Annotated in this window: 31 protein-coding genes; 15 read left to right on the top strand and 16 right to left on the bottom strand. The window is 41.4% G+C overall.

Features of this window, described 5'->3' with window-relative positions:
• Positions 1–217: 217 nt before the first annotated feature.
• The 3 genes from IEX80_RS01525 to IEX80_RS01515 form a co-directional block, all read right to left on the bottom strand.
• On the bottom strand, positions 218–1411 hold the full coding sequence (locus IEX80_RS01525) for a FecR family protein (protein WP_188831715.1): 1194 nt from the start codon (positions 1409–1411) through the stop codon (positions 218–220).
• Positions 1412–1510: 99 nt separating this feature from the next.
• Positions 1511–2107: an RNA polymerase sigma factor gene (locus tag IEX80_RS01520; RefSeq protein ID WP_188831714.1), complete on the bottom strand. Its 597-nt coding sequence runs from the start codon at positions 2105–2107 to the stop codon at positions 1511–1513.
• Between the two features lie 207 nt (positions 2108–2314).
• On the bottom strand, positions 2315–3328 hold the full coding sequence (locus IEX80_RS01515; protein ID WP_188831713.1) for a threonine aldolase family protein: 1014 nt from the start codon (positions 3326–3328) through the stop codon (positions 2315–2317).
• A 79-nt stretch (positions 3329–3407) separates the two neighbouring features.
• On the opposite strand from IEX80_RS01515, the gene IEX80_RS01510 reads away from it, so the two are divergent.
• Both IEX80_RS01510 and IEX80_RS01505 read left to right on the top strand, forming a co-directional pair.
• Positions 3408–4061, top strand: coding sequence for a hypothetical protein (locus IEX80_RS01510; protein ID WP_139159916.1), 654 nt, complete (start codon positions 3408–3410; stop codon positions 4059–4061).
• Positions 4062–4385: 324 nt separating this feature from the next.
• Positions 4386–4970 (top strand): fasciclin domain-containing protein, encoded by a 585-nt coding sequence (locus tag IEX80_RS01505; RefSeq protein WP_175489914.1) that lies wholly within the window; start codon positions 4386–4388, stop codon positions 4968–4970.
• Between the two features lie 64 nt (positions 4971–5034).
• Here the strand turns inward: IEX80_RS01505 and IEX80_RS01500 are convergent, their stop codons facing one another.
• From IEX80_RS01500 to IEX80_RS01470, 7 genes are all read right to left on the bottom strand, one after another.
• Positions 5035–5577, bottom strand: a complete 543-nt coding sequence (locus IEX80_RS01500) for a GNAT family N-acetyltransferase (protein ID WP_090524875.1) — start codon at positions 5575–5577, stop codon at positions 5035–5037.
• Between the two features lie 2 nt (positions 5578–5579).
• On the bottom strand, positions 5580–6065 hold the full coding sequence (locus IEX80_RS01495; protein WP_090524873.1) for a hypothetical protein: 486 nt from the start codon (positions 6063–6065) through the stop codon (positions 5580–5582).
• 120 nt (positions 6066–6185) lie between these two features.
• Complete coding sequence (locus IEX80_RS01490; RefSeq protein ID WP_090524871.1) at positions 6186–7094, bottom strand: alpha/beta hydrolase; 909 nt, start codon at positions 7092–7094, stop codon at positions 6186–6188.
• 47 nt (positions 7095–7141) lie between these two features.
• Complete coding sequence (locus IEX80_RS01485) at positions 7142–7594, bottom strand: DoxX family protein (protein ID WP_090524869.1); 453 nt, start codon at positions 7592–7594, stop codon at positions 7142–7144.
• 29 nt (positions 7595–7623) lie between these two features.
• Complete coding sequence (locus IEX80_RS01480) at positions 7624–7911, bottom strand: MafI family immunity protein (RefSeq protein ID WP_090524866.1); 288 nt, start codon at positions 7909–7911, stop codon at positions 7624–7626.
• 10 nt (positions 7912–7921) lie between these two features.
• Entirely contained in the window at positions 7922–8404 is a 483-nt protein-coding gene (locus IEX80_RS01475) for an NADH-quinone oxidoreductase subunit B (protein ID WP_090524864.1), read from the bottom strand.
• Positions 8397–8930, bottom strand: coding sequence for an NADH-quinone oxidoreductase subunit A (locus IEX80_RS01470; RefSeq protein WP_255485215.1), 534 nt, complete (start codon positions 8928–8930; stop codon positions 8397–8399). The genes IEX80_RS01475 and IEX80_RS01470 overlap by 8 nt, the downstream gene beginning before the upstream one ends.
• 64 nt (positions 8931–8994) lie before the next feature.
• Between IEX80_RS01470 and IEX80_RS01465 the strand changes: the two genes are divergently transcribed.
• Positions 8995–10209: a BaiN/RdsA family NAD(P)/FAD-dependent oxidoreductase gene (locus IEX80_RS01465; protein WP_188831712.1), complete on the top strand. Its 1215-nt coding sequence runs from the start codon at positions 8995–8997 to the stop codon at positions 10207–10209.
• A gap of 491 nt (positions 10210–10700) precedes the next feature.
• Here IEX80_RS01465 and IEX80_RS01460 read toward each other — a convergent pair whose 3' ends face one another.
• A complete protein-coding gene (locus IEX80_RS01460; protein ID WP_090524858.1) occupies positions 10701–11582 on the bottom strand; it encodes a glycosyltransferase family protein in 882 nt (293 codons plus the stop codon).
• Positions 11583–11776: 194 nt separating this feature from the next.
• Here IEX80_RS01460 and IEX80_RS01455 point away from each other — a divergent pair, with 194 nt between their 5' ends.
• The 4 genes from IEX80_RS01455 to purE all read left to right on the top strand — a co-directional run bounded on the left by IEX80_RS01455 (position 11777) and on the right by purE (position 14301).
• Positions 11777–12166 (top strand): hypothetical protein, encoded by a 390-nt coding sequence (locus IEX80_RS01455; RefSeq protein ID WP_188831711.1) that lies wholly within the window; start codon positions 11777–11779, stop codon positions 12164–12166.
• A 65-nt stretch (positions 12167–12231) separates the two neighbouring features.
• On the top strand, positions 12232–13371 hold the full coding sequence (locus IEX80_RS01450; RefSeq protein ID WP_188831710.1) for a 5-(carboxyamino)imidazole ribonucleotide synthase: 1140 nt from the start codon (positions 12232–12234) through the stop codon (positions 13369–13371).
• A gap of 40 nt (positions 13372–13411) precedes the next feature.
• Positions 13412–13645, top strand: coding sequence for a four helix bundle protein (locus IEX80_RS01445; RefSeq protein WP_229701478.1), 234 nt, complete (start codon positions 13412–13414; stop codon positions 13643–13645).
• Between the two features lie 155 nt (positions 13646–13800).
• A complete protein-coding gene (purE, locus tag IEX80_RS01440) occupies positions 13801–14301 on the top strand; it encodes a 5-(carboxyamino)imidazole ribonucleotide mutase (protein WP_121227206.1) in 501 nt (166 codons plus the stop codon).
• 126 nt (positions 14302–14427) lie between these two features.
• Here purE and IEX80_RS01435 read toward each other — a convergent pair whose 3' ends face one another.
• Positions 14428–14991: a YqgE/AlgH family protein gene (locus tag IEX80_RS01435; protein WP_188831709.1), complete on the bottom strand. Its 564-nt coding sequence runs from the start codon at positions 14989–14991 to the stop codon at positions 14428–14430.
• 109 nt (positions 14992–15100) lie between these two features.
• On the opposite strand from IEX80_RS01435, the gene pdxH reads away from it, so the two are divergent.
• The 3 genes from pdxH to IEX80_RS01420 all read left to right on the top strand — a co-directional run bounded on the left by pdxH (position 15101) and on the right by IEX80_RS01420 (position 17632).
• Positions 15101–15748, top strand: coding sequence for a pyridoxamine 5'-phosphate oxidase (pdxH, locus tag IEX80_RS01430; protein WP_176624057.1), 648 nt, complete (start codon positions 15101–15103; stop codon positions 15746–15748).
• Positions 15745–16242 (top strand): NADH-quinone oxidoreductase subunit C, encoded by a 498-nt coding sequence (locus tag IEX80_RS01425; RefSeq protein WP_188831708.1) that lies wholly within the window; start codon positions 15745–15747, stop codon positions 16240–16242. The genes pdxH and IEX80_RS01425 overlap by 4 nt, the downstream gene beginning before the upstream one ends.
• Positions 16243–16507: 265 nt before the next feature.
• Positions 16508–17632 carry an NADH-quinone oxidoreductase subunit D gene (locus IEX80_RS01420; protein WP_090526184.1) on the top strand — a complete coding sequence of 375 codons (1125 nt, stop codon included), beginning with the start codon at positions 16508–16510 and terminating at the stop codon, positions 17630–17632.
• 192 nt (positions 17633–17824) lie between these two features.
• Here IEX80_RS01420 and IEX80_RS01415 read toward each other — a convergent pair whose 3' ends face one another.
• Both IEX80_RS01415 and IEX80_RS01410 read right to left on the bottom strand, forming a co-directional pair.
• Positions 17825–18916: a S1C family serine protease gene (locus tag IEX80_RS01415; protein ID WP_188831707.1), complete on the bottom strand. Its 1092-nt coding sequence runs from the start codon at positions 18914–18916 to the stop codon at positions 17825–17827.
• A 12-nt stretch (positions 18917–18928) separates the two neighbouring features.
• Complete coding sequence (locus IEX80_RS01410) at positions 18929–19498, bottom strand: RNA polymerase sigma factor (RefSeq protein WP_090524843.1); 570 nt, start codon at positions 19496–19498, stop codon at positions 18929–18931.
• A 329-nt stretch (positions 19499–19827) separates the two neighbouring features.
• On the opposite strand from IEX80_RS01410, the gene IEX80_RS01405 reads away from it, so the two are divergent.
• From IEX80_RS01405 to IEX80_RS01395, 3 genes are all read left to right on the top strand, one after another.
• Positions 19828–20031, top strand: coding sequence for a hypothetical protein (locus tag IEX80_RS01405; protein ID WP_090524841.1), 204 nt, complete (start codon positions 19828–19830; stop codon positions 20029–20031).
• A 178-nt stretch (positions 20032–20209) separates the two neighbouring features.
• Positions 20210–20416 carry a hypothetical protein gene (locus IEX80_RS01400; protein ID WP_090526183.1) on the top strand — a complete coding sequence of 69 codons (207 nt, stop codon included), beginning with the start codon at positions 20210–20212 and terminating at the stop codon, positions 20414–20416.
• Positions 20417–20529: 113 nt separating this feature from the next.
• Positions 20530–20973, top strand: a complete 444-nt coding sequence (locus tag IEX80_RS01395; RefSeq protein WP_188831706.1) for a hypothetical protein — start codon at positions 20530–20532, stop codon at positions 20971–20973.
• 79 nt (positions 20974–21052) lie between these two features.
• Here the strand turns inward: IEX80_RS01395 and IEX80_RS01390 are convergent, their stop codons facing one another.
• Together IEX80_RS01390 and IEX80_RS01385 are read right to left on the bottom strand one after the other, a co-directional pair.
• The gene (locus tag IEX80_RS01390) at positions 21053–21508 is read right to left on the bottom strand and encodes a PA2169 family four-helix-bundle protein (protein WP_090524838.1); all 456 of its coding nucleotides are present in this window, start codon (positions 21506–21508) and stop codon (positions 21053–21055) included.
• 82 nt (positions 21509–21590) lie between these two features.
• Positions 21591–21758, bottom strand: a complete 168-nt coding sequence (locus IEX80_RS01385) for a hypothetical protein (protein ID WP_175489913.1) — start codon at positions 21756–21758, stop codon at positions 21591–21593.
• A 360-nt stretch (positions 21759–22118) separates the two neighbouring features.
• Here IEX80_RS01385 and IEX80_RS01380 point away from each other — a divergent pair, with 360 nt between their 5' ends.
• Together IEX80_RS01380 and IEX80_RS01375 are read left to right on the top strand one after the other, a co-directional pair.
• On the top strand, positions 22119–22343 hold the full coding sequence (locus IEX80_RS01380; protein ID WP_090524834.1) for a hypothetical protein: 225 nt from the start codon (positions 22119–22121) through the stop codon (positions 22341–22343).
• 97 nt (positions 22344–22440) lie between these two features.
• The gene (locus IEX80_RS01375) at positions 22441–23943 is read left to right on the top strand and encodes an ATP-binding cassette domain-containing protein (protein WP_188831705.1); all 1503 of its coding nucleotides are present in this window, start codon (positions 22441–22443) and stop codon (positions 23941–23943) included.
• Positions 23944–24074: the final 131 nt, after the last annotated feature.

Here is a 24074-nt window from a genome sequence, read left to right as displayed (position 1 = left end):
GGACCCAGATGTTTATGCCGGGAAAGTACTGCGAATACTTCCCGGTTTTTTCATATGCTGGTTTTGGAATTTGATACACATGTTTGAACGCATGATAAACCGTTTTACCAATTTGATCCCAAGGGTCGGGCTAACTTATCTCAGGTATTTCTTCCATCATAGGGTTGTTTAAATTGTTAACAATTGGTTGCTTAATATAGTAGGTATAATAATTATGCTATTGTTGTATGGTAATGCGCTTATCCTCAATTTTAAATTTTACCCCGGCATAACCAAGCATATTCATTAATTGAGATGCTTTTACGTTTCGGGAGATTCGGCCTGTAAATTCTCGTTGTGGTATTTTACCTTCGTAGGCCACCTCAACATCATACCAACGGGCAGCCTGCCTCATAATGGCATCTATCCCCGCATCCCTGAATTGAAAAATGCCGTCTTTCCAGGCTATTTCATCATCTACATCAACATCGTTAAGTACTTTGAGCTTGCCTGCTTTATTGAGTACAGCCTGCTGTCCGGGTTTTAAAATGCCGATTGCAGTGCCGTTACTTATTTTTACTGATCCTTCTAATAATGTGGTTTTCATTTCGGCCTCGTCATTATAGGCCATGATATTAAAATGCGTACCTAAAACCTCAACTGTAGTGTTATCGGATTTAACCCTGAAAGGCATCTGCGGATTTTTGGCAACCTCAAAGTAAGCTTCGCCGGTGATGGTGACCTCACGAGTTTTGCCCGTAAACCTGGTTGGAAAGCTTAATGATGATGCCGAATTTAAACAAACCTTGCTCCCATCCGGCAAAACCAACTGGTATTGACCGCCACGCGGAGTTGAAACAGTATTTATTACCGGAGCATCAACATTAGTACCGGTTTCATAAACCAGCTGACCGTTGCGGGTTTTATTGATCCGGGTGGTACCCTGTTGCGCCAGCAGGCCGTTTTGCGCACTGTCAAGCGTAATAGTTTTGCCATTGGCCAATGTTAAAATTGCTTTGTTGCCACCAGGCAAAGCATCATTTTTAGGATGAATTTTGGCAATGTCTTTTTTTTCAATAACCAGCTTTTTTTGATTGCTGTAAATGTAAGCGCCGAACCCAACAAGTAATAAAAGTGAAGCGGCAACCCCTAACCTTCTCCAGGGGAGGTTATTATTCTTTACCGGTGCAGCAACAGATTGTTCGGGATTAGTTCTTAAAATCTGCATGAGCATATCCTCGCTTTTCGAGCGGTCAAAAAGCGGCCCATGATCGTCAAGCTTATCCCAGGCATGATGTATGAGCGATGCAAGCTCCGCATCGGTTGCCGATGAGTTGATGATCTCAAATAATTCATCGCGCTCAGCTGGCGTAGCAGTGCCATTATAATAAGTGTGAAACAAATAATCAAGCCGGGCGTAAAGTTCGCTCATAGTAAATGTTTTTCAGTATAACTGTATAATTGGCTACAGTGAGTTGGGCAGATCTCATATGTATGACACCTGTGAGATTAAAAAAGGGGGTATTACTTTTTAAAAAAAATAAAAAAAATGAATCAGCGCCATTACTAACGCTATCGCCTCCATATGTTCATGCACATAATCTTTTATGGATGAGGTGGCAATTTGAAGGTATTTCTTGACGGTTTCGCGGGATAGCTCGAGCTCATCGGCAATCTCATGATACTTTAAGCGGTTATGCCTGCTCATGAGGTAAACTTTCTGCTGCTGAGGCGGCAGCTGATCAATGGCCTCATCAATCAAATTATAATAATGATCTGTTTCCTGAACTTCGGCATTAAAAGGTACAATGCGGGTTTCTTCCAACTTTTTAAGCTGCATCTGCTCACGGGCAACTTTGCGCAAACAGTTTAAAGCATGGTTTTTTGAAATTACAAACAGGTAAGCTTTAAAATTATCAACCGCCGTAAGCGTTTCGCGGGTCATCCAGATCTTCATAAACACATCCTGTACAACCTCTTCAGCCAGTTCAGCAGAATGGGTTATACGCAAGATATGAACGCCTAAACGCTGGTGATAAACAGAAAACAATTGACGAAAAGCAAACTCATTACCCTGAGCCACTTGCAAAAGCAGTTCCTTCTCATTTGATTGAGTAAATTCAAACATAGGCTAATGTATGGTTGCCGCAAATATTATAAAATTCGCAGTATTTGCAGCATTAATAATTATATCGATGAAACCAACGTATAACTGTAAAGAAATTAAAAATGTTTGAAAAAATATAAAACGGTCACATTCTCAAAGTTTTTTAACTATTAAGTATGTATTAAATAAATGTCAATCAGTACAATGGTGTTGGCAAGCCATCTAAATTTACAACCCCTTTAATAACCTTATTGTATACTCCACCTGTTCGGCATGTACATCTAAATGAGTTACAAAGCGGATCCGGTTTTTATCTGTATCGCTTGCCCTAATGCCTTTGTCTGCAAGTTTGGCAAGCACCGCAGCAGCCGGTTCAACCGTATCAAATAAAACAATATTGGTTTCAACCGGAATTACATCGCTTACCCATGGCAATCGGCCCAGTTCCTCACCCAGAATACGCGCATGGGCATGGTCTATCTTCAGGCGTTCAACATGATGGTCAAGCGCGTAAATCCCCGCGGCAGCTAAAAAGCCCGCCTGGCGCATACCACCACCCAACACTTTACGGATGCGGCGTGCATATTTAATAGTTTCCTTATCGGCTAATAAAACTGAGCCTACGGGTGCACCCAATCCTTTTGACAGGCAAACCGAAATACCATTAAAATATCTGCCATACTCAACCGCAGCGTCACCGGTATGCGTAAGCGCGTTAAAGATCCGGGCACCATCAAGGTGAAGTTTTAAACCTTTCTCCCGGCAGAGGTTGGCAATAGGTTTGATATTTTCAAGCGTGTAGCAGCTGCCGCCGCCTTTATTAACCGTGTTCTCGAGCACCACCAAACTGGTATGCGGGTAATGGATGTTTTCAGCATTGATTTCCGGCTCTATCATTTCGGGCGTAAGGATGCCCCGGTAACCATTCAACAACCGGGTTGATACTGCCGAATTAAAAGCAATGCCCCCGCCCTCGTACCTGTAAACATGTGCGGTTTGATCGGCAATAAGTTCATCAAGCGGTTGGGTAAAACATTTGATAGCTATCTGGTTGGTCATGGTGCCTGATGGGCAAAAAATAGCAGCTTCCATACCAAACATAGCGGCAGCTTTAGCTTCAAGGGCATTTATGGTTTCGTCTTCGCCAAAAACATCATCCCCTACTTTGGCGCTCCACATAGCTTCAAGCATGCCTGGGGTTGGCTTGGTTACAGTATCGCTTCGGAAATCAACAGTGATCATATTAAAAAGTTAAAATTTGCGTTCTTTGTATCAGAATTCAGAACTCGTTATGCGCTCAATTTTAATCATTTTATTTTTCATGCTGTGTTTTGTATCAGCAAAATCGCAAAAATGGCAACAGGGTAGCTTTACTGATGTAAAGGGCAACCGCGAAACCGGGCTGATCCGCGCTAATCCTTCAGGAAAAGGGCCAATAAAAGGCGAAGGTTTCATTGAGTTTAAGGAAAACGAAAAAACTAATCCATATAAATTAAGCGCCAGCGACTTAAGATCGTATGTTGTTGGTCAGGACAGCTTTGTTGTGGCACACGCCCCGGCAAACGAATCGTGGACCAAGGAAGAAACCGACTTTGTAAAAGTGGTGCTTGATGAGCCAGTGAAACTGTTCATGGCAAAGGGCGGCAAAGGCGGGGGAGGCAGTGGCTTTGGTATTACACCGGGGATCTCAGCAGGCTACGGAAGCGGTGGTTACGGCGGCGGAATTGGCGGCGGCATCGGCATTAACCTTGGCGGCGGCGGTGGCCGGGGCGGCAGTTCAAAAACAACCTACTATTACGGCGAAACTACTGCTGGCATGAAACGCCTTACCGACGAAAATTTTGAAGATATCATGAGTGATATCATGGGCGATCAACCCGACTTGGTCGATCAGATCCATGAGCATAAATACAATCTTAAGAGTATCGATAAGCTCATTGCAAAATTTGACGAATTGCAAAAAGCCCGGCAATAAATCTCTTTATCAAGCGGCAAACGGATAGATGACTACCTGATACATCAGGGTGGTCGTTTCTGTTTATAGGGATGCATAATTTACTTTTCCCAAAACGCTTAATCTCAAATCTTGCGTCTCAAATCTGCTACCCTCCCCTCTTTTTTTCTTCCTGAACATCACGTGTTTAAGCACAAATGTTAATAAATCAAAACTATTTTACGTAATTAAAAGTTATTAAACTATAGTAATTCACCAAATAAATAACTCTTAATTAATTTATATCGATAAAAACGACTACTCATTACATTTTAATTCACTAAAAAAACAGAAAGAAAGATGAACATGAAAAAGTCAGTTTTAATAGCCGTTGCTTCATTAGCTATTGGTTTCTTATCAAACAAGGCAATAGCCCAAACACAGGATACAACCAAAAAGGACACTGCTAAAACAACTGCTGCTCCTGCAGCCACTTCTACAGCTGCCGCATCTGGCGATGTGGTTGGCGTAATGGCAACTTCAACTAACTACGCGCCAATGGCCCTTGCAATAAAATCAGCTCAGCTTGAGCCAACATTGCAGGCAGCCGGCCCGTTCACCATATTTGCGCCCAATGATGTAGCTTTCAGTAAATTGCCAAAAGCACAATTTGATGCCCTAATGAAAGATCCGGCTAAATTTGCTCCGATACTGAAATATCACGTGGTAGCAGGTAAATACACTAAAACCGATATCATTAAGGCCTTAGGTGCAGGCAAAGGCAAAGCCGACCTGAAAACCATCGACGGGCAAACATTGCATTTATCTGTAAATGATAAAAGCAATTTGCAGATCACCGATGCCAAAGGCAATGCAGTGTTGGTTACCGCATTTGACACCGAGGCCAGCAATGGTGTTGTACATGGCATTAATGGCATCATGATGCCTTAATCACAAAATACTTAGTTTAATTTTAAATCCATGAAAAACCCGGCCTCAACAACCGGGTTTTTCGTTAAGATGATCTTGTTAAATAGTCAGCTTTGGTTAATCTAAAATCAAGATATTTACTTTTAGTTTCCTCGTCCGTAAAATCTCCGGCAAGTGAAAAGCCTGTCTTTTTTAATAGCTTCACTGAACTTTCGTTCCCTTGTTTCGGGCAGGCAGTTATCAATTCAAAATGCTGATCATTAAAACCAAAGGCCAAAACCGCTGAAATGGCTTCCTGCATGAAGCCCTGCCCATGATAATCCGGGTGAAGTTCATAACCTATTTCTGCACTTTTATTGGCAGCATTCAGGTTCCAGTAACAAATGGTTCCTATCAGCTCATCCTTGTCTTTTAAGGTTATAGCCCAATAAAAACCTTCGTTATTACTCACAATATCCTCTATCTTTTTAATAAATGATAACGCTTCATCAACAGTGGTATTAGCAGCACGGTCAAGGTGTTTGTTCACTTCGACATTGGAGCGGAGAGCCAATATTTGCAGGGCGTCCGACTCAAGTAATCCGCGTAAGCCCAAACGGTCGGTATTTAAAAAATGCATTCCAATCATAACTATTTGGATTTCTGGTTTTCCCTATCGGCAATGAAAACTACGGGTAAACCCACACAAATTATCAGCGTTAACATCCCGGTCAGAATAGTACTTACCGGGATATGATATCCCGGCTTCATGGTTATTTTGCTCAAAGGGACAACTCCTAAATTCATTATGAGCCAGGCAGCTATCCCGTAAACAACAGCCACGAAATATTTATTGCGCAGTCCGTTATAAAAAAAGGGATACAGCAGAAAAAATACCGCGCTGAATAGAAAAGCTATCACATAATGAAAAATAACCCCGGCAACTATAATTTCGGCCCCGCCTGCAAAGGCCGCCGGTCCAAAGGCCCCGCTGGCAATAAACTTAAAAATAACACCAGGGTTTACTTTATAGTTCAGGATCATGGCTGCAAGTCCATCAAGCGTACCCGTTATAAACCCGGCGAACAGGATATTGACAAGTTTACTTTTCTTTCTCGGGTTTTCTTTTTTTAACATGGCAGAAATTACAAAAGCGTAAATTTATGCTTTTAGGATTCGATAAATTGTGTATGAAACATATTTTTTACCTATTAGCTTTAGGAGCGTAACTTCCATTTTAATCAGTTGATCTGATTATTACCTCAGATATTCATCCATAAAATAAAACACTCTTTTCCTGATCTCTTCGGCATCAAGCATTACCCCGTAATGAGGCGCGTTGGGTACAATAATAAGTTCATTTTTAACACCGGCAAGTTTAAGGTATGAACTCAGCAAAACCGATTGGGTGTAATTGACCGATTCATCCTTTTCGCCCTGAACAATGAGAAATGGCGGATCGTTTTTATCAACATAAGTAACCGGACTGGCTATATTGGCCAGATCGGGCCGCTCAATAGCATAAGCGCCAAGCAGGAGGTTAACCGGGCTCTTAGGATCGTTAACATCGGTACCTTTAAGCGACAGGAAATTTGACGGCCCGTAAAAATCAAGCGCCAGTTTTATTTTAAAATGAGGTTTGTTTCCGTTGGGATAAAACTCTTTAATATTATTGTTATTGGATAAAGCAAGTAACGATGCCAGATGCCCTCCGGCCGAAAAACCAATCACCCCAAACTTATCCCTGTTGAGTTTATATTTTGATGCGTTTTGATAAAGAAATTCAACAGCCTGGTTACAATCCTGGATCTGTGCCGGAAATGGTGCAGAAGTGCTCCAGCGGTAATCAATAGAGGCCACAGCGTAACCATTATCAATAAAACCCTGAACAGTTTTTTGCATATAGCCCATATCGGCATATTTATCATTCAGCATCCAGGCGCCACCATGGATCCAGATAATAACCGGATAGCTTTCTTTGACTACCGGAGGCAGATAAACATCTAATAAGTGTTTTTTTAAGGTATCACCGGCATAATTAACATCACCATACAATAAGCTGCCTTTTGGGAAAAATGGCTGTTTAGGACTTGATGTTTGTGCACAGACCGATATAGATAGGGTGCTAATCGTAATGACCAGCAGCTTTCGGGTTATTTTTTTCATAATTGGTTAATCGCTTAAAGATAATCTATATCCTTAAAAATCACCAACTAAATCCCGATTGAAAAATATAATATCCAGGCTATGAACAACAATTGTAAAGGGATCCGAAACCAAAGGTAACCCGGACCGCTGCCATCATAAGTAGCTTTTTCTAAATCCACATGCTTCATGGCTGCATTGATATTAGCAGGCAGCATGACCACAAACAGAACAAGCAAGATAATCCCTGCTATATGCCTTGTAGCGTTAACCACCAGCAAAGCGCCGAGAACTATTTCCATTATCCCGGTTAAATAAACTAACGCTCCTTTAAACGGGATAAAGGAAGGCATCATCATAACCATCCCTTTGGTAAACATAAAATGCCCCAATGAGGTAAACCAAAGCATCAGCATCATGGCTACATTACCGCTAAGCATAATATTCCAGTCGTCAACAAATAGACGGGAAATAACGGTCGTAAGGATAAAACTTATGATGAGAACGAGCAGGACTTTCATAAGGATCAAATAAAGATTAGATGGTAAAGTTAAGAGAGTTCCTTTTTTATTAAAGGAATCAAGAAATCGTATTCATTAGCTGGCAGTTTCAACTCGTTTGCAATAGCAGTTGCCATTGAATAAAACGCTTTGTTTATCGCAACATCATATTCATGAATTTGGGTTATCACGCAGTCAAAGCTTAATTCCAATTCGTTATATTCAAGACATTCTTTGGCATTCGTTATATCCTTTTCATTTAAACCTAACTGCTCAGCCAAATTTATCAGTGTCAATATCCGACTCTTTGTTTTTCTTTCTTTTCGCCAGCCAAACATAACGGTGATATTAGGCTTTTATCAAACGCTCCCCCTCAATTTTTTTCTGCAATTCTAAAATAGCACCAATTAAGGCTTCCGGTCTTGGCGGACAGCCTTGTACATACACATCAACCGGGATCACCCGGTCAACGCCTTTTACCACATGGTAGCCATGCTGCCAGTATGGCCCGCCGCAGTTAGAGCATGAGCCCATCGAAATCACATATTTAGGCTCAGGCATTTGCTCATACAGGCGTTTAATGCGTTCGGCCATTTTAAAAGTAACGGTACCTGCAATAATGATTACATCGGCCTGGCGGGCAGATGGGCGCGGGAAAACACCAAAACGATCGAGGTCATAGGTGGAGGCCATAGAGCCCATCATTTCAATGGCGCAGCAAGCTATTCCAAAACTTAGCGGCCATAATGAGGATAAACGTGCCCAGTTGAGCAGATCGTTCATTTTGGTTACCACTACACCACCGTTCTCACTGGTTATATCGTTACTCATTTGCAGGCTTTTTAAAAGTTGGCTTAAACATAGGTTTGCGGGCTGGTTCTGGTGAGGGAGTGGCGGTTGCAGTTGCAGTTGATACTGTATCAGCGTTGAAAGCTTTTACTGTAAAACTGCTTTGTTCCTGGTTCAACTGTTCGTACAAGGATGGCGGAATATGCACATCGGTATGCGGCACAATCGGGGTTGGCTTGATCCAGTCCAGGTCGCCTTTGCGCCAAACATATACTAAACCTATAATCAGGATGCCCAAAAACACAAACATTTCGGCAAGTGAAAGCCAGCCCCAGCGTGCGTCTTGTGCTGCAAGCTCATGACTGCCAAATACGGTTGCCCAGGGAAAAATAAACACCATCTCCACATCAAAAAGCAGGAAAACCAGCGCTATCACATAAAAGCGGGGATTAAAGGGTAACCAGGCATTACCGGTAGGCTCTTCGCCACATTCGTATGAGCTTAATTTTTCGGCGTTGGGATTATTGGGGGCCAAAAGTTTGTTGATAAAAAATATCACGCACACCATTATTATCCCAGTAATAATAAAGATGAGTATCTTTCCAAATTCTGATATTTGCGAAACATCCGTCATGAGTACAAATTTAGTAAAACAAACAGATTTTGACGCTATAATAATTGGCGGAGGCGCATGCGGCCTCATGTGTGCCGTACAAGCCGGCTTTTTAGGCAAGCGGGTACTGGTACTTGAAAAAAACGACCGGGTTGGCGCCAAGATACTCATCAGTGGCGGCGGGCGTTGTAACTATACCAACCTTTACGCTACCGATCAGCAGTTTATTTCGCAAAACCCACACTTCTGTAAATCAGCCTTTTCACAATGGACGGTTGATGATACCATTAGCTTTTTTGAAACTTATGGCATCAGCGGTAAAGAAAAAACGCTGGGCCAGCTTTTCCCGGTAAGCGATAAAGCCAAAGATGTGGTTGAAGTTTTCACCAACCTGTGCGATGACCTTGGCCAGGAGATCTGGGTAAATGCCGAAGTTAAAATGGTAGAAAAAACTGACGATGGTTTTACAGTTCGGGCCGAAGTTAACGGCAAACAGGAATATATAAGCGCTGCCAGTGTAGTGATGGCTGCCGGCGGTTTGCCCATCCCCAAAATGGGTGCTACCGATTTCGGACTCCGAACGGCGCGCAATTTTGGTTTAAAAGTTACCGACACCGCCCCTGCCCTGGTGCCCCTTACCATTACCGGCAAAGACCAGCCCTGGTATGAGCAATTATCAGGCAATAGCATTTTTTGTAGGGTTTGGAACGATAGGGCAAGCTTTGAAGAAAACATCCTATTTACCCACTGGGGCCTCAGCGGACCAGCCATATTACAAATCTCCTCCTATTGGAAACCAGGAGAATCCATTAACATCGATCTCCTGCCCAATCAAAATATTGCCGGCCTGATCCAACAGGAAAAGGAAACCAACGGCAAAAAAATGCTGCTGGCTTATATCGCATCGCTATATACCCGCAAGTTTGCCGAAGCTTTAAGCGATAAACTCCCGGCCGAAAAAAACATGGCATCGCTCACCAAAGCCGACATAGAAAATATCAGCACCCTCATTCATGATTTTAAGGTAAAACCTGCCGGCGATAAAGGTTATGACAAGGCCGAAGTAATGCGCGGCGGTGTATCTACAGATGAGCTTTCGTCAAAAACACTGGAAGCTAAGAAAGTCCCCGGGTTGTTTTTTGGCGGCGAGTGTGTGGATGTTACCGGCTGGCTTGGGGGCTATAATTTTCAATGGGCCTGGGCAAGCGGTTTTGTGATAGCGCAGAACATATGACCGTTGATTTTTTTGTGATCGCGCTGATTTCGTTGATGCTATTTTACCAACTAACCTGCCACTATAATTCATTTGCCGACGTTCGGTGATACCGGGAAATCCCCCTCTCAATTGTAACAAATCGGGTGTCCCAATTTTTTGATTCTCCAAAAAAAAATAAAAAAAAAGCCCGGCGTTCTTTTTTAAAAAAGAGGACTGTTCCATTTTTTGAGAGTGAAAACGCGGAACGCTTTAAAAATGAAACACATTGATTATCAAATACATAATATTTTACACGAAACACTGTTAAATATCTAATTATCAACAATTAAAACTTTAAGGAGTAAGCGCTTCTGGTTTCACATACGGGCTAAAACACCCTTTTTATTTTGCCATTTTTTAAGCCTTTTTGGATTTTTTTGATATTGACCGCGCCGGTTAGAAATAGCGCTGACAAAATAGCGCCACCAAAGTTATGAGTGTAAATACCTATTTTTAATAGCGTTTTTTAACTACCGCTCCACTATCTTATAATTCCTGTACTCACCAACGCGCCAGCCCGTAAGGTCTTCAATCTTTTGCAGTGCCTTACGGCGGAAGTCCATACCAGCCCTTAGTTTTTTGGAGTCAAAATCGATATTCCAGTTAGTAGCTGTTATTCGTTTTTGCATGGTTGCCGGATGCGTGCCGGTAAAGCGGATCAGGCGATCTGCATTGCCATAATCAAACTCATAGGTTTCGGGCAAGTGTTCAGCAAACCAGGTTTCGTCGTGATAAAACTTATTAAAGTTACGCACCTTATGGGTTAACCCTTGTGGTGGCTTTGCCCAGCCATAGTGGTATATATAAGCATCAATAAGCTTTACATTTATCTTACGATCATCAAGCCTAAACCCCTGAGCATCGCGATATGAATGAACCCCTTTAATATTCTTCAGCAAACGGATCTCGCGGCGGTACCAGCGCCTTGAATGCCCGTAATAGTCATATGAACCATAAAAATGCAGGTATTTAAACAGCAAGCCTTCAATATTTGATTTATTTAAAGCTTCATGCATTTCCTTTTTAATAAGGGGATGATATTTTTCATGCACCGCTTCGTCGCCCTGGATATAGAAACACCAGTCGGCATCAGCTGATATCGCTGCAAAAGCCTTATCTGTTTCGGCAGCGAAAACCTTCCCTCCCTCCTTCAATGATTCATCCCAAACCGAATCAATGATTTTTATAGCCGGCGAGTTGATGCCCTCGATCAATCCCCGGGTACCGTCATCAGAGTTACCTACTACTACAATAAATTCATCGCAAAGCGGTAATATGGATGTAATGGCCTCAACAATGGGATAATCATTACGTACAGCGTTCCTGATAAAGGTAAAACCGGATACTTTCATAAGCGGCGTAAAGATAATAACAGAATCAAGACTTCAGGATACAAGATTCAAGACATCGCTTCCCAAGCTCAACAGATTGCAGGTATCTTCAATTTGTGACATTGGGATTAGGGCAGTTTGCATCCCGATGCGTTACTTTGCACATAATAATGTACTGCACAGTTAGCGGTACCACATATCAATAAAATATCACTATGAAGGCACTCGCCAGGCAACTTTTCAAAACTTTTCTTTTTTCGGTAATCATATCTATTGTAGCAAGTGCGGTTTATTACTCGCTGCAGTACAAAGGTGTAAGCCAGGACCTAAACGGGATACTCCCCTCCTTGTCCGAAAGCGTGGCTTTACTCAACATCTTTATTTTAATAATGACCCTACCCATGTTGTTTTTAGCCAACCCGGCGTATTACAACAATCTGTCTATAAGGCTGGTGCTTTATTTTTCGGGCTCTGTTGTATTTGTCATTACCGCCTTCCGTTTACAGCTAAACCCCGAAAACAAAACGCTTTACTTTATTACGGCCATTAGTTTTATCATAGTACACAGCGTTTTCTATTATCTAATGACCAAAAAACGACGTTGAACCATTGTTGTTTAAAGCATTTATAGGCTTTTTGAAAGATTTAGGCTAAACTTGCATCTTCAAATATGAAAGCATTTTACGGAGATTTAAAACTGGGTATTTTAGGCGGCGGACAGTTAGGACGTATGCTGATACAGCAAGCCATAAACTATAATGTTACTGTTAAAATTCTTGATCCGGACCGCGAAGCGCCTTGCCGCAAACTGTGTGACGAGTTTACCGTAGGCTCATTGGGTGATTATGAAACCGTTTATAACTTTGGTAAAACTGTCGACCTGCTTACCATTGAAATAGAGAAGGTTAACGTTGACGCCCTTGAACAGCTTGAAAAAGAGGGTGTACTGGTTTATCCGCAATCCCGCATTATCAGGCTGATTCAAGATAAAGGTTTGCAGAAGCAATTTTTCAAGGAAAACGATATCCCTACTGCCGATTTCCAGATCATATCATCACCCCAACAGCTACAACAAAGTTTAATCCCGTTTCCTTATATCCAGAAACTACGTAAGGATGGCTATGACGGCAAAGGCGTATACAAAGTAATTGATGAAAGTTACCTTGCCGGCGCTTTTAAAGAGCCGAGCCTGATTGAGCAATGGATAGATTTTGAAAAAGAGATTGCTGTAATTGTTGCCCGTAATGAAAACGGCGAGATCAGCACGTTCCCGATGGTTGAAATGGAGTTCAACCCTAAAGCCAACCTCGTGGAGTTTTTGATCGCTCCCTCTACCCTTCCATTCGCCATCCAACAAAAAGCAGAACAAATAGCTAAAAAGATTGCCGATAGTCTTAAAATTGTTGGCTTGCTGGCGGTTGAAATGTTTTTAGATAAGCAAGGCCGCATCCTGGTGAATGAGCTTGCCCCGCGCCCGCATAACAGTGGTCACCAAACTATTGAAGGCAATGTGATATCACAATTTGAGCAGCATTTGAGGGCGATATTTAATCAGCCTTTGGGCGATACAGCCTGCCTTAACAACGCCATTATGGTGAACGTTTTAGGTGAAGCCGGTTACGAAGGCCCTGCTATTTACCAGGGTATCGAAAAGATTTTGAAAGTACCGGGAGTATATATTCATCTTTACGGCAAAGCGCTGACCAAGCCTTTCAGGAAAATGGGCCACGTCACTATTGTTGACGCAGATCGTGAAAAAGCGATTGAAAAGGCACGGTTTGTGCAGAAAACTTTAAAGGTAATTAGTTAATTAGTTCATAGTTGATAGATCATAGTTCATAGTAAAACAGATGGCATTTAGATTTGAGGACCTTCAGGTTTGGCAGAGAGCTATGGACTTGGATGAACAAATAAATCAACTAACGAAAACATTTCCGAAAGAAGAAATTTATATTTTAACATCACAGATAAAACGTGCGGCTGATTCTGTTGTTCTGAATATCGCTGAAGGATCAACTGGACAGAGTAAAGCAGTTTTTAAGGTCTTTTTAGGTTATTCACTAAGATCTGCATTGAAGTGGTAAGCTGTCTTTTTATTGCAAAGAGAAGAAACTATATCGCTGAAGAAAACGTTAAAATTTTTTATGCTGATTATGAAGTATTGGTAAAAATGATCACGGCGTTAAAAAACTCCATATAGCTGATCTTCCCATGAACCATGATCTATGAACCATTAACTATGAACAACACTACGAAAGTCGCCATTATAATGGGCAGCAAATCCGATTTAAATGTAATGCAGGATGCTGCTGATGTTTTAGCCGAATTAGGCGTTGAATATGAAATAACCGTGGTATCGGCCCACCGCACGCCCGATAGGATGTTTAGCTACGCCCGTGCCGCTGCCGACAGGGGTATTAAAGTGATCATCGCCGGAGCCGGCGGTGCAGCCCACCTACCGGGCATGGTAGCCTCATTAACCCACCTGCCGGTGATTGGCGTACCGGTAAAATCAAGCAACTCTATTGACGGCTGGGATTCCATCCTATCCATATTACAAATGCCAAACGGCATCCCGGTAGCAACAGTAGCCTTAAACGCAGCCAAAAACGCCGGGATTCTCGCTGCACAGATCCTGTCAACAGGAGATGAGTACCTCGTGAAAAACCTTATCGATTTTAAAGAAAACCTTAAAAAGAAAGTGGAGGAGTCGGCAAGGGAAATGGAAGATAGTGATTAGAGGTTGGAGATTAGTTGGCTCAAGCTTATACAAGTTAAATGAGAAAAGGCCGTAGTAAATTATGGCCTTTTCTCATTTCTAAATATTATAGTCTAACCTCTAATCTCCAACCTCTAATCACTCACCTTAATTCAACGCCGGATTTTCAGGAAAATTGGCGATGTGGGCATAGCGCTGGCCGAGGCTGATCACCACCTGGCGCCAAAGATTTTGTTCATCGAGGGTGAACAGTGTTTCTATATCAAATTTATCGGTTACTATCCAGCTATCATCTTTTACTTCTTCATCAAGCTGTTGCGGTGTCCAACCAGAGTATCCGGCAAAAAATTTAATTTCTTCGGTACTTAACTGGTAATTGGATACTAAATATTTCACCTGCTCAAAATCGCCGCCCCAGTAAAGGCCATCGGCTATTTCAATGCCGCCTTCTATTTTATCGGGCGCGCAATGGATAAAATGCAATGTATTTTTGGCTACCGGGCCGCCTTCATAAACAGGCATTTCGGAGTATGATACATCGGGCAATACATCGCCCAATAAATATTCGCTTTGATGGTTCAGGATAAAGCCCATGGCTCCCTCCGCAGAGTATTCTGTTAAAATGATTACTGATCTCCTGAAATTCGGATCCATCATAAAGGGTTCCGAAATAAGTAAATGGCCTGCCGCGGCCGCTATTGGACTAAGCATAAAGTTTAGCTGTTTAATTACGTAACAAGCATAGTAAAAATATGTTCAATTACGAATAATGATTTACATCATTATATACGGTTTAATTAATTTGTAAGTTTGCATTAAAATGAATCAGCAGGAAATACAAAATTTAAGGCAGGATTATAGTGCCTCTACCCTATCAGAAAACAGCACTAAGGGCGATCCTATTAAACAATTTGAACAATGGTTTAACGAAGCTTTGGAGGCAAAATTGCATGAACCCAACGCCATGACGCTTTCAACTGCCACCGTAACCGGTAAACCTTCGGCACGGATTGTACTTTTAAAAGGCTTTCATGCAGGCGGTTTTATATTCTTTACCAACTACTTAAGCCGCAAGGGCAAAGAGATTGCCAAGAACCCGCAGGGCGCGCTAACATTTTTTTGGGGAGGCCTTGAGCGCCAGGTGCGTATTGAAGGTACTATTGAAAAAGTAAGTAAAGAAGAGTCTGAAAAATATTTCCATTCGCGCCCTAAAGGCAGCCAGGTTGGCGCAATAGTATCTCCCCAAAGCCAGGAAATTGAAAGCCGCGATGCATTGGAGCAAAAGTGGAACGCACTGGAAGCCGAATATGCTGATAAGGAAGTGCCTAAACCATCGTATTGGGGTGGATATATCTTAAACCCGCAATTGGTTGAGTTTTGGCAAGGCCGGCCAAGCCGCATGCACGACCGCATCCTGTATAAAAAAACTGATAAAAAAACCTGGAAAAAAGTACGCCTTGCACCATGAGTTTTGATGATATTAAAAACCTGCTCACCGAAAAACTTGGTGATACCGTAATTACCGGCGAAGAAACAGGCGGTCTGCAACCCGCCTTGTTAATTAACCCTGATGATATTGCGGCCGTATGCCTGGAATTGCGGAACAATCCCAAAACTTATTTCGATTTCCTGTCGAGCCTGAGCGGTGTGCATTATAATGACGAAACAAACCGCTATGGTGTGGTTTATCACCTGGCATCAATCCCCTATAAAACACAGCTTACTTTAAAAATAAGCAAAGCCCATCCAAAAGAAAGTAATGAACTGCCCGAATTTAAAAGCGTGACCCCTGTTTACCGCACTGCCGACTGGCATGAGCGCGAAGCCTATGACATGCTGGGGATTTACTTTGAAGGCCACCCTGATCTTCGCCGGATTTTACTGCCCGATGATTGGGAAGGTTTCCCTTTACGGAAAGATTACCAGAACGCTGAATTTTACAAAGGCATCAGGATAGATTAACCTCCAATAAACTTTCCTGGCATTAACGGAGCAAAATGAGCCAAAGGCAGGCTATTAAATAACAGCTTTGTTTACTTCATTTTTACAGCGAAAGTAGCCCATAAATAAAAAAAAAAGCTGATTTTTGGTATCCGGCAATATGCCCCAAGCAATATATGACCGGATATAAATTTAACCGGATATAAAATTGGTCATTACAAACCCCAAATACGAAGAAGCACTCCTCAGGTACAATAAAAAGATAGCTGGGGCCAGCGTTGAGGATATGGTACTTAATGTAGGTCCGCAACACCCCTCAACTCACGGGGTTTTACGCCTGGAATTAATTACCGATGGCGAGATAGTAAAAGAGGTGATCCCCCATATTGGCTACCTGCACCGTTGCTTTGAAAAACATGCCGAATCATTAACTTACCAACAAACCATCCCTTTTACCGACAGGATGGATTACCTGGCTTCTATGAACAACAGCCACGCCTTTGTAATGGGTGTTGAACGGATGATGGGTATTGACAAGGATATTCCTAAGCGTGTGGAGTACATCCGTGTGCTGGTTTGCGAACTAAACCGCATAGCATCGCACCTGATAGCCATTGGCACTTACGGCATTGATATAGGCGCCTTTACCCCTTTCCTGTGGTGTTTCAGGGACCGGGAGCATATTATGGGGATGCTGGAGTGGGCGTCGGGCTCTCGTATGCTGTACAATTACATTTGGGTAGGCGGCTTATTTTATGACCTGCCGGTTGGCTTTGAAGAACGCTGCCGGGATTTTGTGGAGTATTTTAAACCTAAAATGGTTGAGCTAAACCAATTGCTTACCGACAACCAGGTATTTATTTCGCGCACAGCCAACGTGGGCGTTTTGCCGCTTGATGTAGCTATTAACTATGGTTGCTCGGGCCCTATGTTACGCGCATCGGGCTTAAAATGGGATTTGCGGCGGATTGATAATTATTCGGCCTATCCTGAAATTGATTTTGAAATCCCGATTGGGCAGGGCCTGATGGGCAAAGTTGGCGACTGCTGGGACAGGTACAAGGTACGTGTTGATGAAATTGAGCAATCATTAAGAATAGTTGAACAATGCCTTGACCGTTTGCAGAAAGAATTGAAACGTACGCCTGATTTTGATCCCCGTGCTAAAATGCCCCGCAAAACAATTCCTAAAGCACAGGATTATTATGTACGCTGCGAAGGCGCCAAAGGCGAACTTGGCTTTTATTTTATTACAGACGGCAAATCAGAGATCCCAACCCGTGTAAAATCCCGCGGGCCAAGCTTTAATAATCTTTCGGTGCTGCCCGAGCTATCCAAGGGTGTATTAATTGCCGATTTGATAGCAATTGTAGGTTCTATCGACTTTGTTTTAGGCGAGGTGGATAGGTAAACAACAATTATTATGTCATTGCGAGCGTAGCGCGGCAACCGCACGGAAGCATGACCGCCCTGTACGGTATGCGATTGCTTCGTCGTTCCTCCTCGCAATGACGTGACACTATTGTCAAACAAAAAAAGAGACCCCTCACGGTGTCTCTTCTCATTTTAATATATTAATTTTTATTGAGTGGGCTATTGATGATTACTGGTTATACACTTTAACCATAAACACATAATTTTTGAGTTTGCTACTCTGTTGAGTACGGCTTAATCCAGCTAATTTATTCTTAGTATTCAAATTAAGCGTTTTCGATAATGAATCGGTTGGGATATTTTGTATCGCTTTTAACAGGTAAGTTGATTTTTTAGCAAAATACGCACCTGCAACCTGGGTTTGACGCGCGGTAATAACACCTATCACGTTTCCTTTTTCATCAAGTAATGGTCCACCTGAATTGCCGGGGTTTACCGGAACAGAAATTACATATTCGGTAGTATCGCCCGAATAATTTGCTGCCGATGCTAAATAACCTCCTCCATAAACCATATTATCGGCCGGGTAACCGAGTGTGTATACGCTCTCTCCAAGATCACCTTCGGCCCTTTTAACGTTATATGGTATAGGGCCAAGGTTTTTAAATGATGGATCATTGATCTGTAAAATAGCCAGGTCATACTGTGGTTCGGTATAAATAACCTTAGCATGAAATGATTCGCCCGCGGCATTCTGCACATAAACCGAATCAGCATTTTTAATAACATGGTAGTCTGTAGCCAGGTAACCATTTGATGTAAGCGCAAAACCGGTGCCCCTGAAATTAGCTGGTGTCCTGGTTATTTTGGGTTTTACCGGAGTACGTCCATGGCCTATCTGAGCAACCGTTTTCTCCATGTTGTTGATCTTTTCGCTCAGTTGCTGATATTTTGACTTATCATTATTCAGCTTACCTGTCAGGATCAGGATAGTCAAAACGCCAAAGATCGCAATTGAAGCGGCTACCGATATTTTTGAATGATGATTACGCCACATGCGCACAATCCATACCGGATGGATCATTACTTCCTCTTTCAGCGCATGAACATCAATTTCATTATGAATGGCGTTTAAGCGATTCTCAAGCTCAAGGCGTTCGCCATATTGCTTCAGTAAGCCTATAAATTTAATGTGTTCGGTAACTTTACTTTCAACAGCCGCATCGTTTTTGCGAAGCAGCTCAAATTGAACACGTTCTTCGGCGGTCATGCTACCGTCGAGGTACCGTTCAATAAATTCTGTTAGTTGGTTATCACTCATCTCTTGATCTCCTTATTTCTGCTGAAAAAATAGTTTCTTCAGCCTTTGCAGGCATTTGTACTTCTGCGTTTTGGCATTATCCGCATTGGTGTAGCCAAACCGCTCACAGATCTCCTGCATCGATCTGTTTTTTATATAAAAATCTTCCATAATGGTTTTACAGGGTTCGCCTAATAACTGGAGCGCACTCTCCATTTTACCAAACTGGATATCCCTGTCGTTATGGTTATCAATTTCTTCTTCAACGGGTAAGTGTTCTTCAAAGTCCCTGATGTCACCACCATATCGGTTCATTTGGCTCAGCCTTTTAAGCCAAAGCCGCCGGCAAACTGAGTATATATATGTTTTAAGCTTACTGTTTAGCTCAAAATCACCCGCTTTAATTTTATTGTAAAGAACGATAATGGCTTCCTGATAAATATCCTTCGCGTCATCCTCATCGCCATTGTTGTTAATGATCAACTGTAATATCATCGGAAAATAAGTTGTGTAGAGCCTCTTCAGCACTATTTCCGAGTTATTAAGTATTCCAAGAACTATTTCACTATCTGTTGGAGCCGAAGCTTTTAAGTCTTTATTCACTCTTAATACTATTTAGGTCAAATTGTAACCCACTATTATCAAAAAAAATCAAACTAAAATAAATTAATAACATTGGCATTACATTTCATTACCTGTAACAATTGTGTGCTGCATTAATTTAACGTTAATACCGGCAGGTAAACAAGGTAACCCAATGTTAAAAACTATGCAGGCAAATCTGCAATAAAAAAACCGCTTGCAAAAACCGGTACGTAAACTACAAACCCTATGGAATTTACAAAGGTTTAATTTTTATGGGTTACCTTTTCAACTAATGCGTATTAAGTAACAAACGATCACAAAACGTTAACATTTTAAAAATTAAGAAAATGAAAAACACATTTAAATTAGCATTCGTAGCATTAGTTCTGGCAGCTTCTTTTTCAGCTTGTAACGGTGACTCTAAAAAAACTGAAGGTGATACTACTAAAACTACTGTAGTTGACTCAACTAAAGTTGTTACTGACTCTACTAAAACTGACACTACTAAAGTTGTTGCTGATACTACTAAAAAAGACACCACCAAGAAATAATTATTTCTGATAAGATAGAAAGTAGTTAAATATCATTTTTAATCTTTTTCTATTGATTTTTTAGTTATCCATCAATAAAAAAGGTGACTTGTAATTTTTTTTCAAAATTATGGGTTACCTTTTTTTATTTCTGGTATTAAGCTGTAAACTATTAAATCACTTATTAAAAAAATTAAACATGAAAAATTTCAAATTAGGCTTTTTAGCTTTAGCTATCGCTGTTTCTTTCGCTGCTTGTAAAGGTTCATCATCATCTTCTGCTGCTGATTCAACTAAAGCTGATTCTTCTAAAATGGCTGCTGATACTACTAAAGCTGACACTTCTAAAATGGCTGCTGATACTACTAAAGCTGACACCACTAAAAAAGACACTACTAAAAAGTAATTTAACTTTTTATGTTAAAAAAAACGCCCCCGGTTTTCCGGAGGCGTTTTTTTTTTGCTCAAAACCGCCAAACAATTTCTATTGGTATTGCTTAATGTGATACATAATAAAATATGAAATATTCTGAATGGAAAACGCTTAGTGCCGAGGAGCGTAAAAGTATTGGCTGGCACCGCCATCCGCATATACGCACTGCTACCCTTTTTGCCATAGTTTTTGCGATAACATTTATTATTGTAGTGCTTGGCATAAGTAAAAACAGCACAATTCATCTTAACCGTAAACCAACTGCAAAGGAAGCTTTTACCATGGCAAAATTATTTGTAAAGGAAAAGCTGAAACAACCTCAAAAAGCGGTTTTTCCTAACAACAGTTTTAAATCGGTTATTGATACAACAATTAATAGCTACGAGGTACAATCAACAGTAAAAATTGAGAACGATAGTGGCAAAATGGAACAATCAGCCTGGGAAGTTAAAATGTTGTATACTGATGGTGACTGGGCCGAGAAAAATAGCTGGCAAGTTAAAAATATAAACATTATCCCTCAACCATAAAACCAACCGCTTAACAGTAATCATAAAAAAGGAGCAGTTATAAAACTGCCCCCCGGTGGTTAATTAGTTATCAATAAATTTAGTGAACAGTATCCCGCAGGGCTTTAATCTCGTCATGAGCGTCAAGCAGTTCACTTTCCTGCTGGCTGATCGTTTCGCGCAGGTAGGCCGGTAAATTTTCGTCTTCAAGCGCGGTACGGTATGCTTTTAAAATGGCATCTTCACCAAATTCGCATTCCTCCAGTACGTTGTGGGTATCATGCCCGGTAAACGCGGCTTTAACATCAAGCCAGGCCCTGTGTATTTTGCCGCTGGTAGTTGTGCTGGTTTCAATGTCTTTTCCAAAAGCACTAACCTCTGTACCCAAAGCAAGCCTGTAACCCTGACTTTGGCCAATAAACCTTGTAAAAAGCGATTTCAGTTCGGTATCGCCATCCTTCAAATCTTTTGAGGCGCGTTGATAGCCCTCAATCCTGTCATTGTTGATCTGTATCAGATCATTTAAAATCTCTACGGTTGCTTGTGTATTTTCCATGATTAGATGTTTTTATATAATATCAACCCCTTTAAAATTAAATTGTTTAATTAATTATATAAAAAATAATCCAAAATGAAAATTAGCTTTTCCCTCTAAATAAAGAGATCACCCAAATAATAATAGCGATAACAATTATTACAGCTATGATACCGGTTACTGCCCCGGCTTTAAAAATATCGCCTATAACCGAGCACCCGCTCATAGTTAATAAGGCAAAAATGAATAATAAAAAGTGTGCGTTTTTCATGGTTAATGTTTGATAAAAAGGCATGCAATAATCAGGCCTTTTTAACCTCAGGCTTATTGTCGAAAACCAATTTCGATAACAGGATATTAAGCTGGTTAACTGTATAGGTATATATACAAAATGCTTCCGGGGGGATAAATAAACTGCCGCCTTTAACCGGAATTTAATCTTCGAAATATTTTCTAAATAATCTCAAATTTTTAAAACCAAACACTGCCATAAAGCGTTCATATACATAAGTTATAAACCAATTAAACATATCAATAATTTATAGAAGGTTACATGTTTACACCGGCTGGCCACAGCAGGTGTGCTGGTTTAGCATAAAATAATTTATTAACAATTTATCTCCAACCAACTATGATAATACCGGTACAACCAAACATTCAATGTGAAAACTGCATTAAATGCGGTAACAGGCCCCATGTTGAACAGCATAAAAAATATTGGGTACTTACATGCCCTAACAAGAGCTGCAAAAATTTTGTAAAAGCGCTCACTATCGACTTTGCCACCTGGAACCGGCTTAACAAAAAGGCCAATGAAATACCGGCTACAACTGAAACCTTAAAACGCACGGCTTAATTACAGGAGAAGGATAGCAAGCGCCATAAATCCACAAAAATTTTTTATGGCTTTAACTCAGATGAGTACATTTACACGCTACTCTACTGGCTAAGTTATGACAAATGCACTTCTATCAATAAATAAAGCAACTGTACGTTTTTTAAACACAACATTATTTACCGGCTTAAGCTTTAATATAAACAAAGGCGAAAGCTGGGCCCTTATCGGCGAAAGCGGATCGGGGAAAAGTGCCCTGCTACAAACCATAGCCGGGCGTTTTAATATCACAGGCGGCGAAATAGTTTATCATTTCTGGAATGATTACTCCAAATTTTTCAAGGCCAATGATATTGCCACGCCACATAAGCTTATAGCACTGGTTGAGCCTAAACATCATTTCCGCAACCTTTCAAACACTACTGATTTCTACTACCAGCAACGCTATAATTCTTCCGATTCGGAAGATGCGCTTACGGTTGCAGATTATCTTAATACGATACCACACTTTCCCGGCACCGGTACATTCTGGACATTTGAAAGAGTGGTTTCATTATTACGGCTCGAACCACTGCTCAATAAACAGATCATCAAACTATCAAACGGCGAAACCAAACGCTTGATGCTGGCAGCCGCCCTGCTTAAAAATCCCGTATTATTAATGCTCGACAGCCCCTTAACCGGCCTGGATGTAAAAACCCGTGAAGAATTTAATGGCATTATTGAGCAGATCATGGTATCAGGTATTAACATCATAATAGCCACCTCCATCCATGAAATTCCAACTGCTATTACCCATGTCGCCGTGTTAAGCAAAGGGGTTATTATACACGAAAGCCCCAAACAGGATTTTAAAGCAGAACTTTTTGAGCAGGATAAAAGCGATACGATTGATACCAACGAGTTGAATGCCTTACTCAACATCGATAAAAACCCGACCGCTTACAAGCACATTGTAAAAATGGATCAGGTACACATTAAGTATGGCGATAAGGTGGTGCTGGATGATGTAAACTGGCAGATTAACCCTGGAGAACATTGGGCTTTGTTGGGCCCTAACGGGGCAGGCAAATCAACGTTGCTAAGCTTAATCAACGGAGATAACCCACAGGCTTATGCTAACAACATTGTTTTATTTGATAAAAAACGCGGGACAGGCGAAAGCATCTGGGATATCAAAAAAAAAATCGGCTTCGTATCGCCCGAACTGCATCAATACTTCCCTACTGATAATAGCTGTTTGCAGGTAATCGAGTCGGGCTATTACGACACGCTTGGCTTGTTCAGGCCAAGCAATAAAGACCGTGCAGAAATTGCTTTACGATGGATGAAAGCTTTGGAAATTGAAAAGTACGCCCGCGTATTGCTCAAAAACATCCCGGCAAGTGCACAACGCCTCTGTCTGCTGGCCCGGGCGCTCATTAAAAACCCGGCACTGCTTATTTTTGATGAACCCTGCCAGGGCATGGACGATCATCAGCAACTCCACTTTAAAAACCTGGTTGATACCATTTGCAGCCTGGGTAATGTTACACTTATTTATGTTACCCACTATCAGCATGAAATACCCAACAGTGTTGATAAAGTTTTGAGGTTGGATAAGGGAAAGGTAGTTTCTTGAGGCTAAAGGCTAAAGGCTAAAGGCTAAAGGCTAAAGGCTAAAGGCTAAAGGCTAAAGGCTAAAGGAGAATGCTTTAGATGAACGATTGTTTTGCACCGTTACATTTTTTTGTCAATTATTTAACAGCGCTC

Source organism: Mucilaginibacter rubeus (assembly GCF_014643835.1).
In the GTDB taxonomy this organism is placed as follows: Bacteria; Bacteroidota; Bacteroidia; order Sphingobacteriales; family Sphingobacteriaceae; genus Mucilaginibacter; species Mucilaginibacter rubeus.
The sequence above is the reverse complement of the archived record's forward strand: the minus strand, read 5'-3'. Positions and strand labels throughout refer to the sequence as shown.

Excerpts from the sequence above, each read along its gene's own strand:
- IEX80_RS01525 (WP_188831715.1), bottom strand. The coding sequence starts at position 1,411 with ATGAGCGAACTTTACGCCCGGCTTGATTATTTGTTTCACACTTATTAT.
- IEX80_RS01520 (WP_188831714.1), bottom strand. The coding sequence starts at position 2,107 with ATGTTTGAATTTACTCAATCAAATGAGAAGGAACTGCTTTTGCAAGTG.
- IEX80_RS01515 (WP_188831713.1), bottom strand. The coding sequence starts at position 3,328 with ATGATCACTGTTGATTTCCGAAGCGATACTGTAACCAAGCCAACCCCA.
- IEX80_RS01510 (WP_139159916.1), top strand. The coding sequence starts at position 3,408 with ATGCTGTGTTTTGTATCAGCAAAATCGCAAAAATGGCAACAGGGTAGC.
- IEX80_RS01505 (WP_175489914.1), top strand. The coding sequence starts at position 4,386 with ATGAAAAAGTCAGTTTTAATAGCCGTTGCTTCATTAGCTATTGGTTTC.
- IEX80_RS01500 (WP_090524875.1), bottom strand. The coding sequence starts at position 5,577 with ATGATTGGAATGCATTTTTTAAATACCGACCGTTTGGGCTTACGCGGA.
- IEX80_RS01495 (WP_090524873.1), bottom strand. The coding sequence starts at position 6,065 with ATGTTAAAAAAAGAAAACCCGAGAAAGAAAAGTAAACTTGTCAATATC.
- IEX80_RS01490 (WP_090524871.1), bottom strand. The coding sequence starts at position 7,094 with ATGAAAAAAATAACCCGAAAGCTGCTGGTCATTACGATTAGCACCCTA.
- IEX80_RS01485 (WP_090524869.1), bottom strand. The coding sequence starts at position 7,594 with ATGAAAGTCCTGCTCGTTCTCATCATAAGTTTTATCCTTACGACCGTT.
- IEX80_RS01480 (WP_090524866.1), bottom strand. The coding sequence starts at position 7,911 with ATGTTTGGCTGGCGAAAAGAAAGAAAAACAAAGAGTCGGATATTGACA.
- IEX80_RS01475 (WP_090524864.1), bottom strand. The coding sequence starts at position 8,404 with ATGAGTAACGATATAACCAGTGAGAACGGTGGTGTAGTGGTAACCAAA.
- IEX80_RS01470 (WP_255485215.1), bottom strand. The coding sequence starts at position 8,930 with ATGGTGTGCGTGATATTTTTTATCAACAAACTTTTGGCCCCCAATAAT.
- IEX80_RS01465 (WP_188831712.1), top strand. The coding sequence starts at position 8,995 with ATGAGTACAAATTTAGTAAAACAAACAGATTTTGACGCTATAATAATT.
- IEX80_RS01460 (WP_090524858.1), bottom strand. The coding sequence starts at position 11,582 with ATGAAAGTATCCGGTTTTACCTTTATCAGGAACGCTGTACGTAATGAT.
- IEX80_RS01455 (WP_188831711.1), top strand. The coding sequence starts at position 11,777 with ATGAAGGCACTCGCCAGGCAACTTTTCAAAACTTTTCTTTTTTCGGTA.
- IEX80_RS01450 (WP_188831710.1), top strand. The coding sequence starts at position 12,232 with ATGAAAGCATTTTACGGAGATTTAAAACTGGGTATTTTAGGCGGCGGA.
- IEX80_RS01445 (WP_229701478.1), top strand. The coding sequence starts at position 13,412 with ATGGCATTTAGATTTGAGGACCTTCAGGTTTGGCAGAGAGCTATGGAC.
- purE (WP_121227206.1), top strand. The coding sequence starts at position 13,801 with ATGAACAACACTACGAAAGTCGCCATTATAATGGGCAGCAAATCCGAT.
- IEX80_RS01435 (WP_188831709.1), bottom strand. The coding sequence starts at position 14,991 with ATGCTTAGTCCAATAGCGGCCGCGGCAGGCCATTTACTTATTTCGGAA.
- pdxH (WP_176624057.1), top strand. The coding sequence starts at position 15,101 with ATGAATCAGCAGGAAATACAAAATTTAAGGCAGGATTATAGTGCCTCT.
- IEX80_RS01425 (WP_188831708.1), top strand. The coding sequence starts at position 15,745 with ATGAGTTTTGATGATATTAAAAACCTGCTCACCGAAAAACTTGGTGAT.
- IEX80_RS01420 (WP_090526184.1), top strand. The coding sequence starts at position 16,508 with ATGGTACTTAATGTAGGTCCGCAACACCCCTCAACTCACGGGGTTTTA.
- IEX80_RS01415 (WP_188831707.1), bottom strand. The coding sequence starts at position 18,916 with ATGAGTGATAACCAACTAACAGAATTTATTGAACGGTACCTCGACGGT.
- IEX80_RS01405 (WP_090524841.1), top strand. The coding sequence starts at position 19,828 with ATGAAAAACACATTTAAATTAGCATTCGTAGCATTAGTTCTGGCAGCT.
- IEX80_RS01400 (WP_090526183.1), top strand. The coding sequence starts at position 20,210 with ATGAAAAATTTCAAATTAGGCTTTTTAGCTTTAGCTATCGCTGTTTCT.
- IEX80_RS01395 (WP_188831706.1), top strand. The coding sequence starts at position 20,530 with ATGAAATATTCTGAATGGAAAACGCTTAGTGCCGAGGAGCGTAAAAGT.
- IEX80_RS01390 (WP_090524838.1), bottom strand. The coding sequence starts at position 21,508 with ATGGAAAATACACAAGCAACCGTAGAGATTTTAAATGATCTGATACAG.
- IEX80_RS01385 (WP_175489913.1), bottom strand. The coding sequence starts at position 21,758 with ATGAAAAACGCACACTTTTTATTATTCATTTTTGCCTTATTAACTATG.
- IEX80_RS01380 (WP_090524834.1), top strand. The coding sequence starts at position 22,119 with ATGATAATACCGGTACAACCAAACATTCAATGTGAAAACTGCATTAAA.
- IEX80_RS01375 (WP_188831705.1), top strand. The coding sequence starts at position 22,441 with ATGACAAATGCACTTCTATCAATAAATAAAGCAACTGTACGTTTTTTA.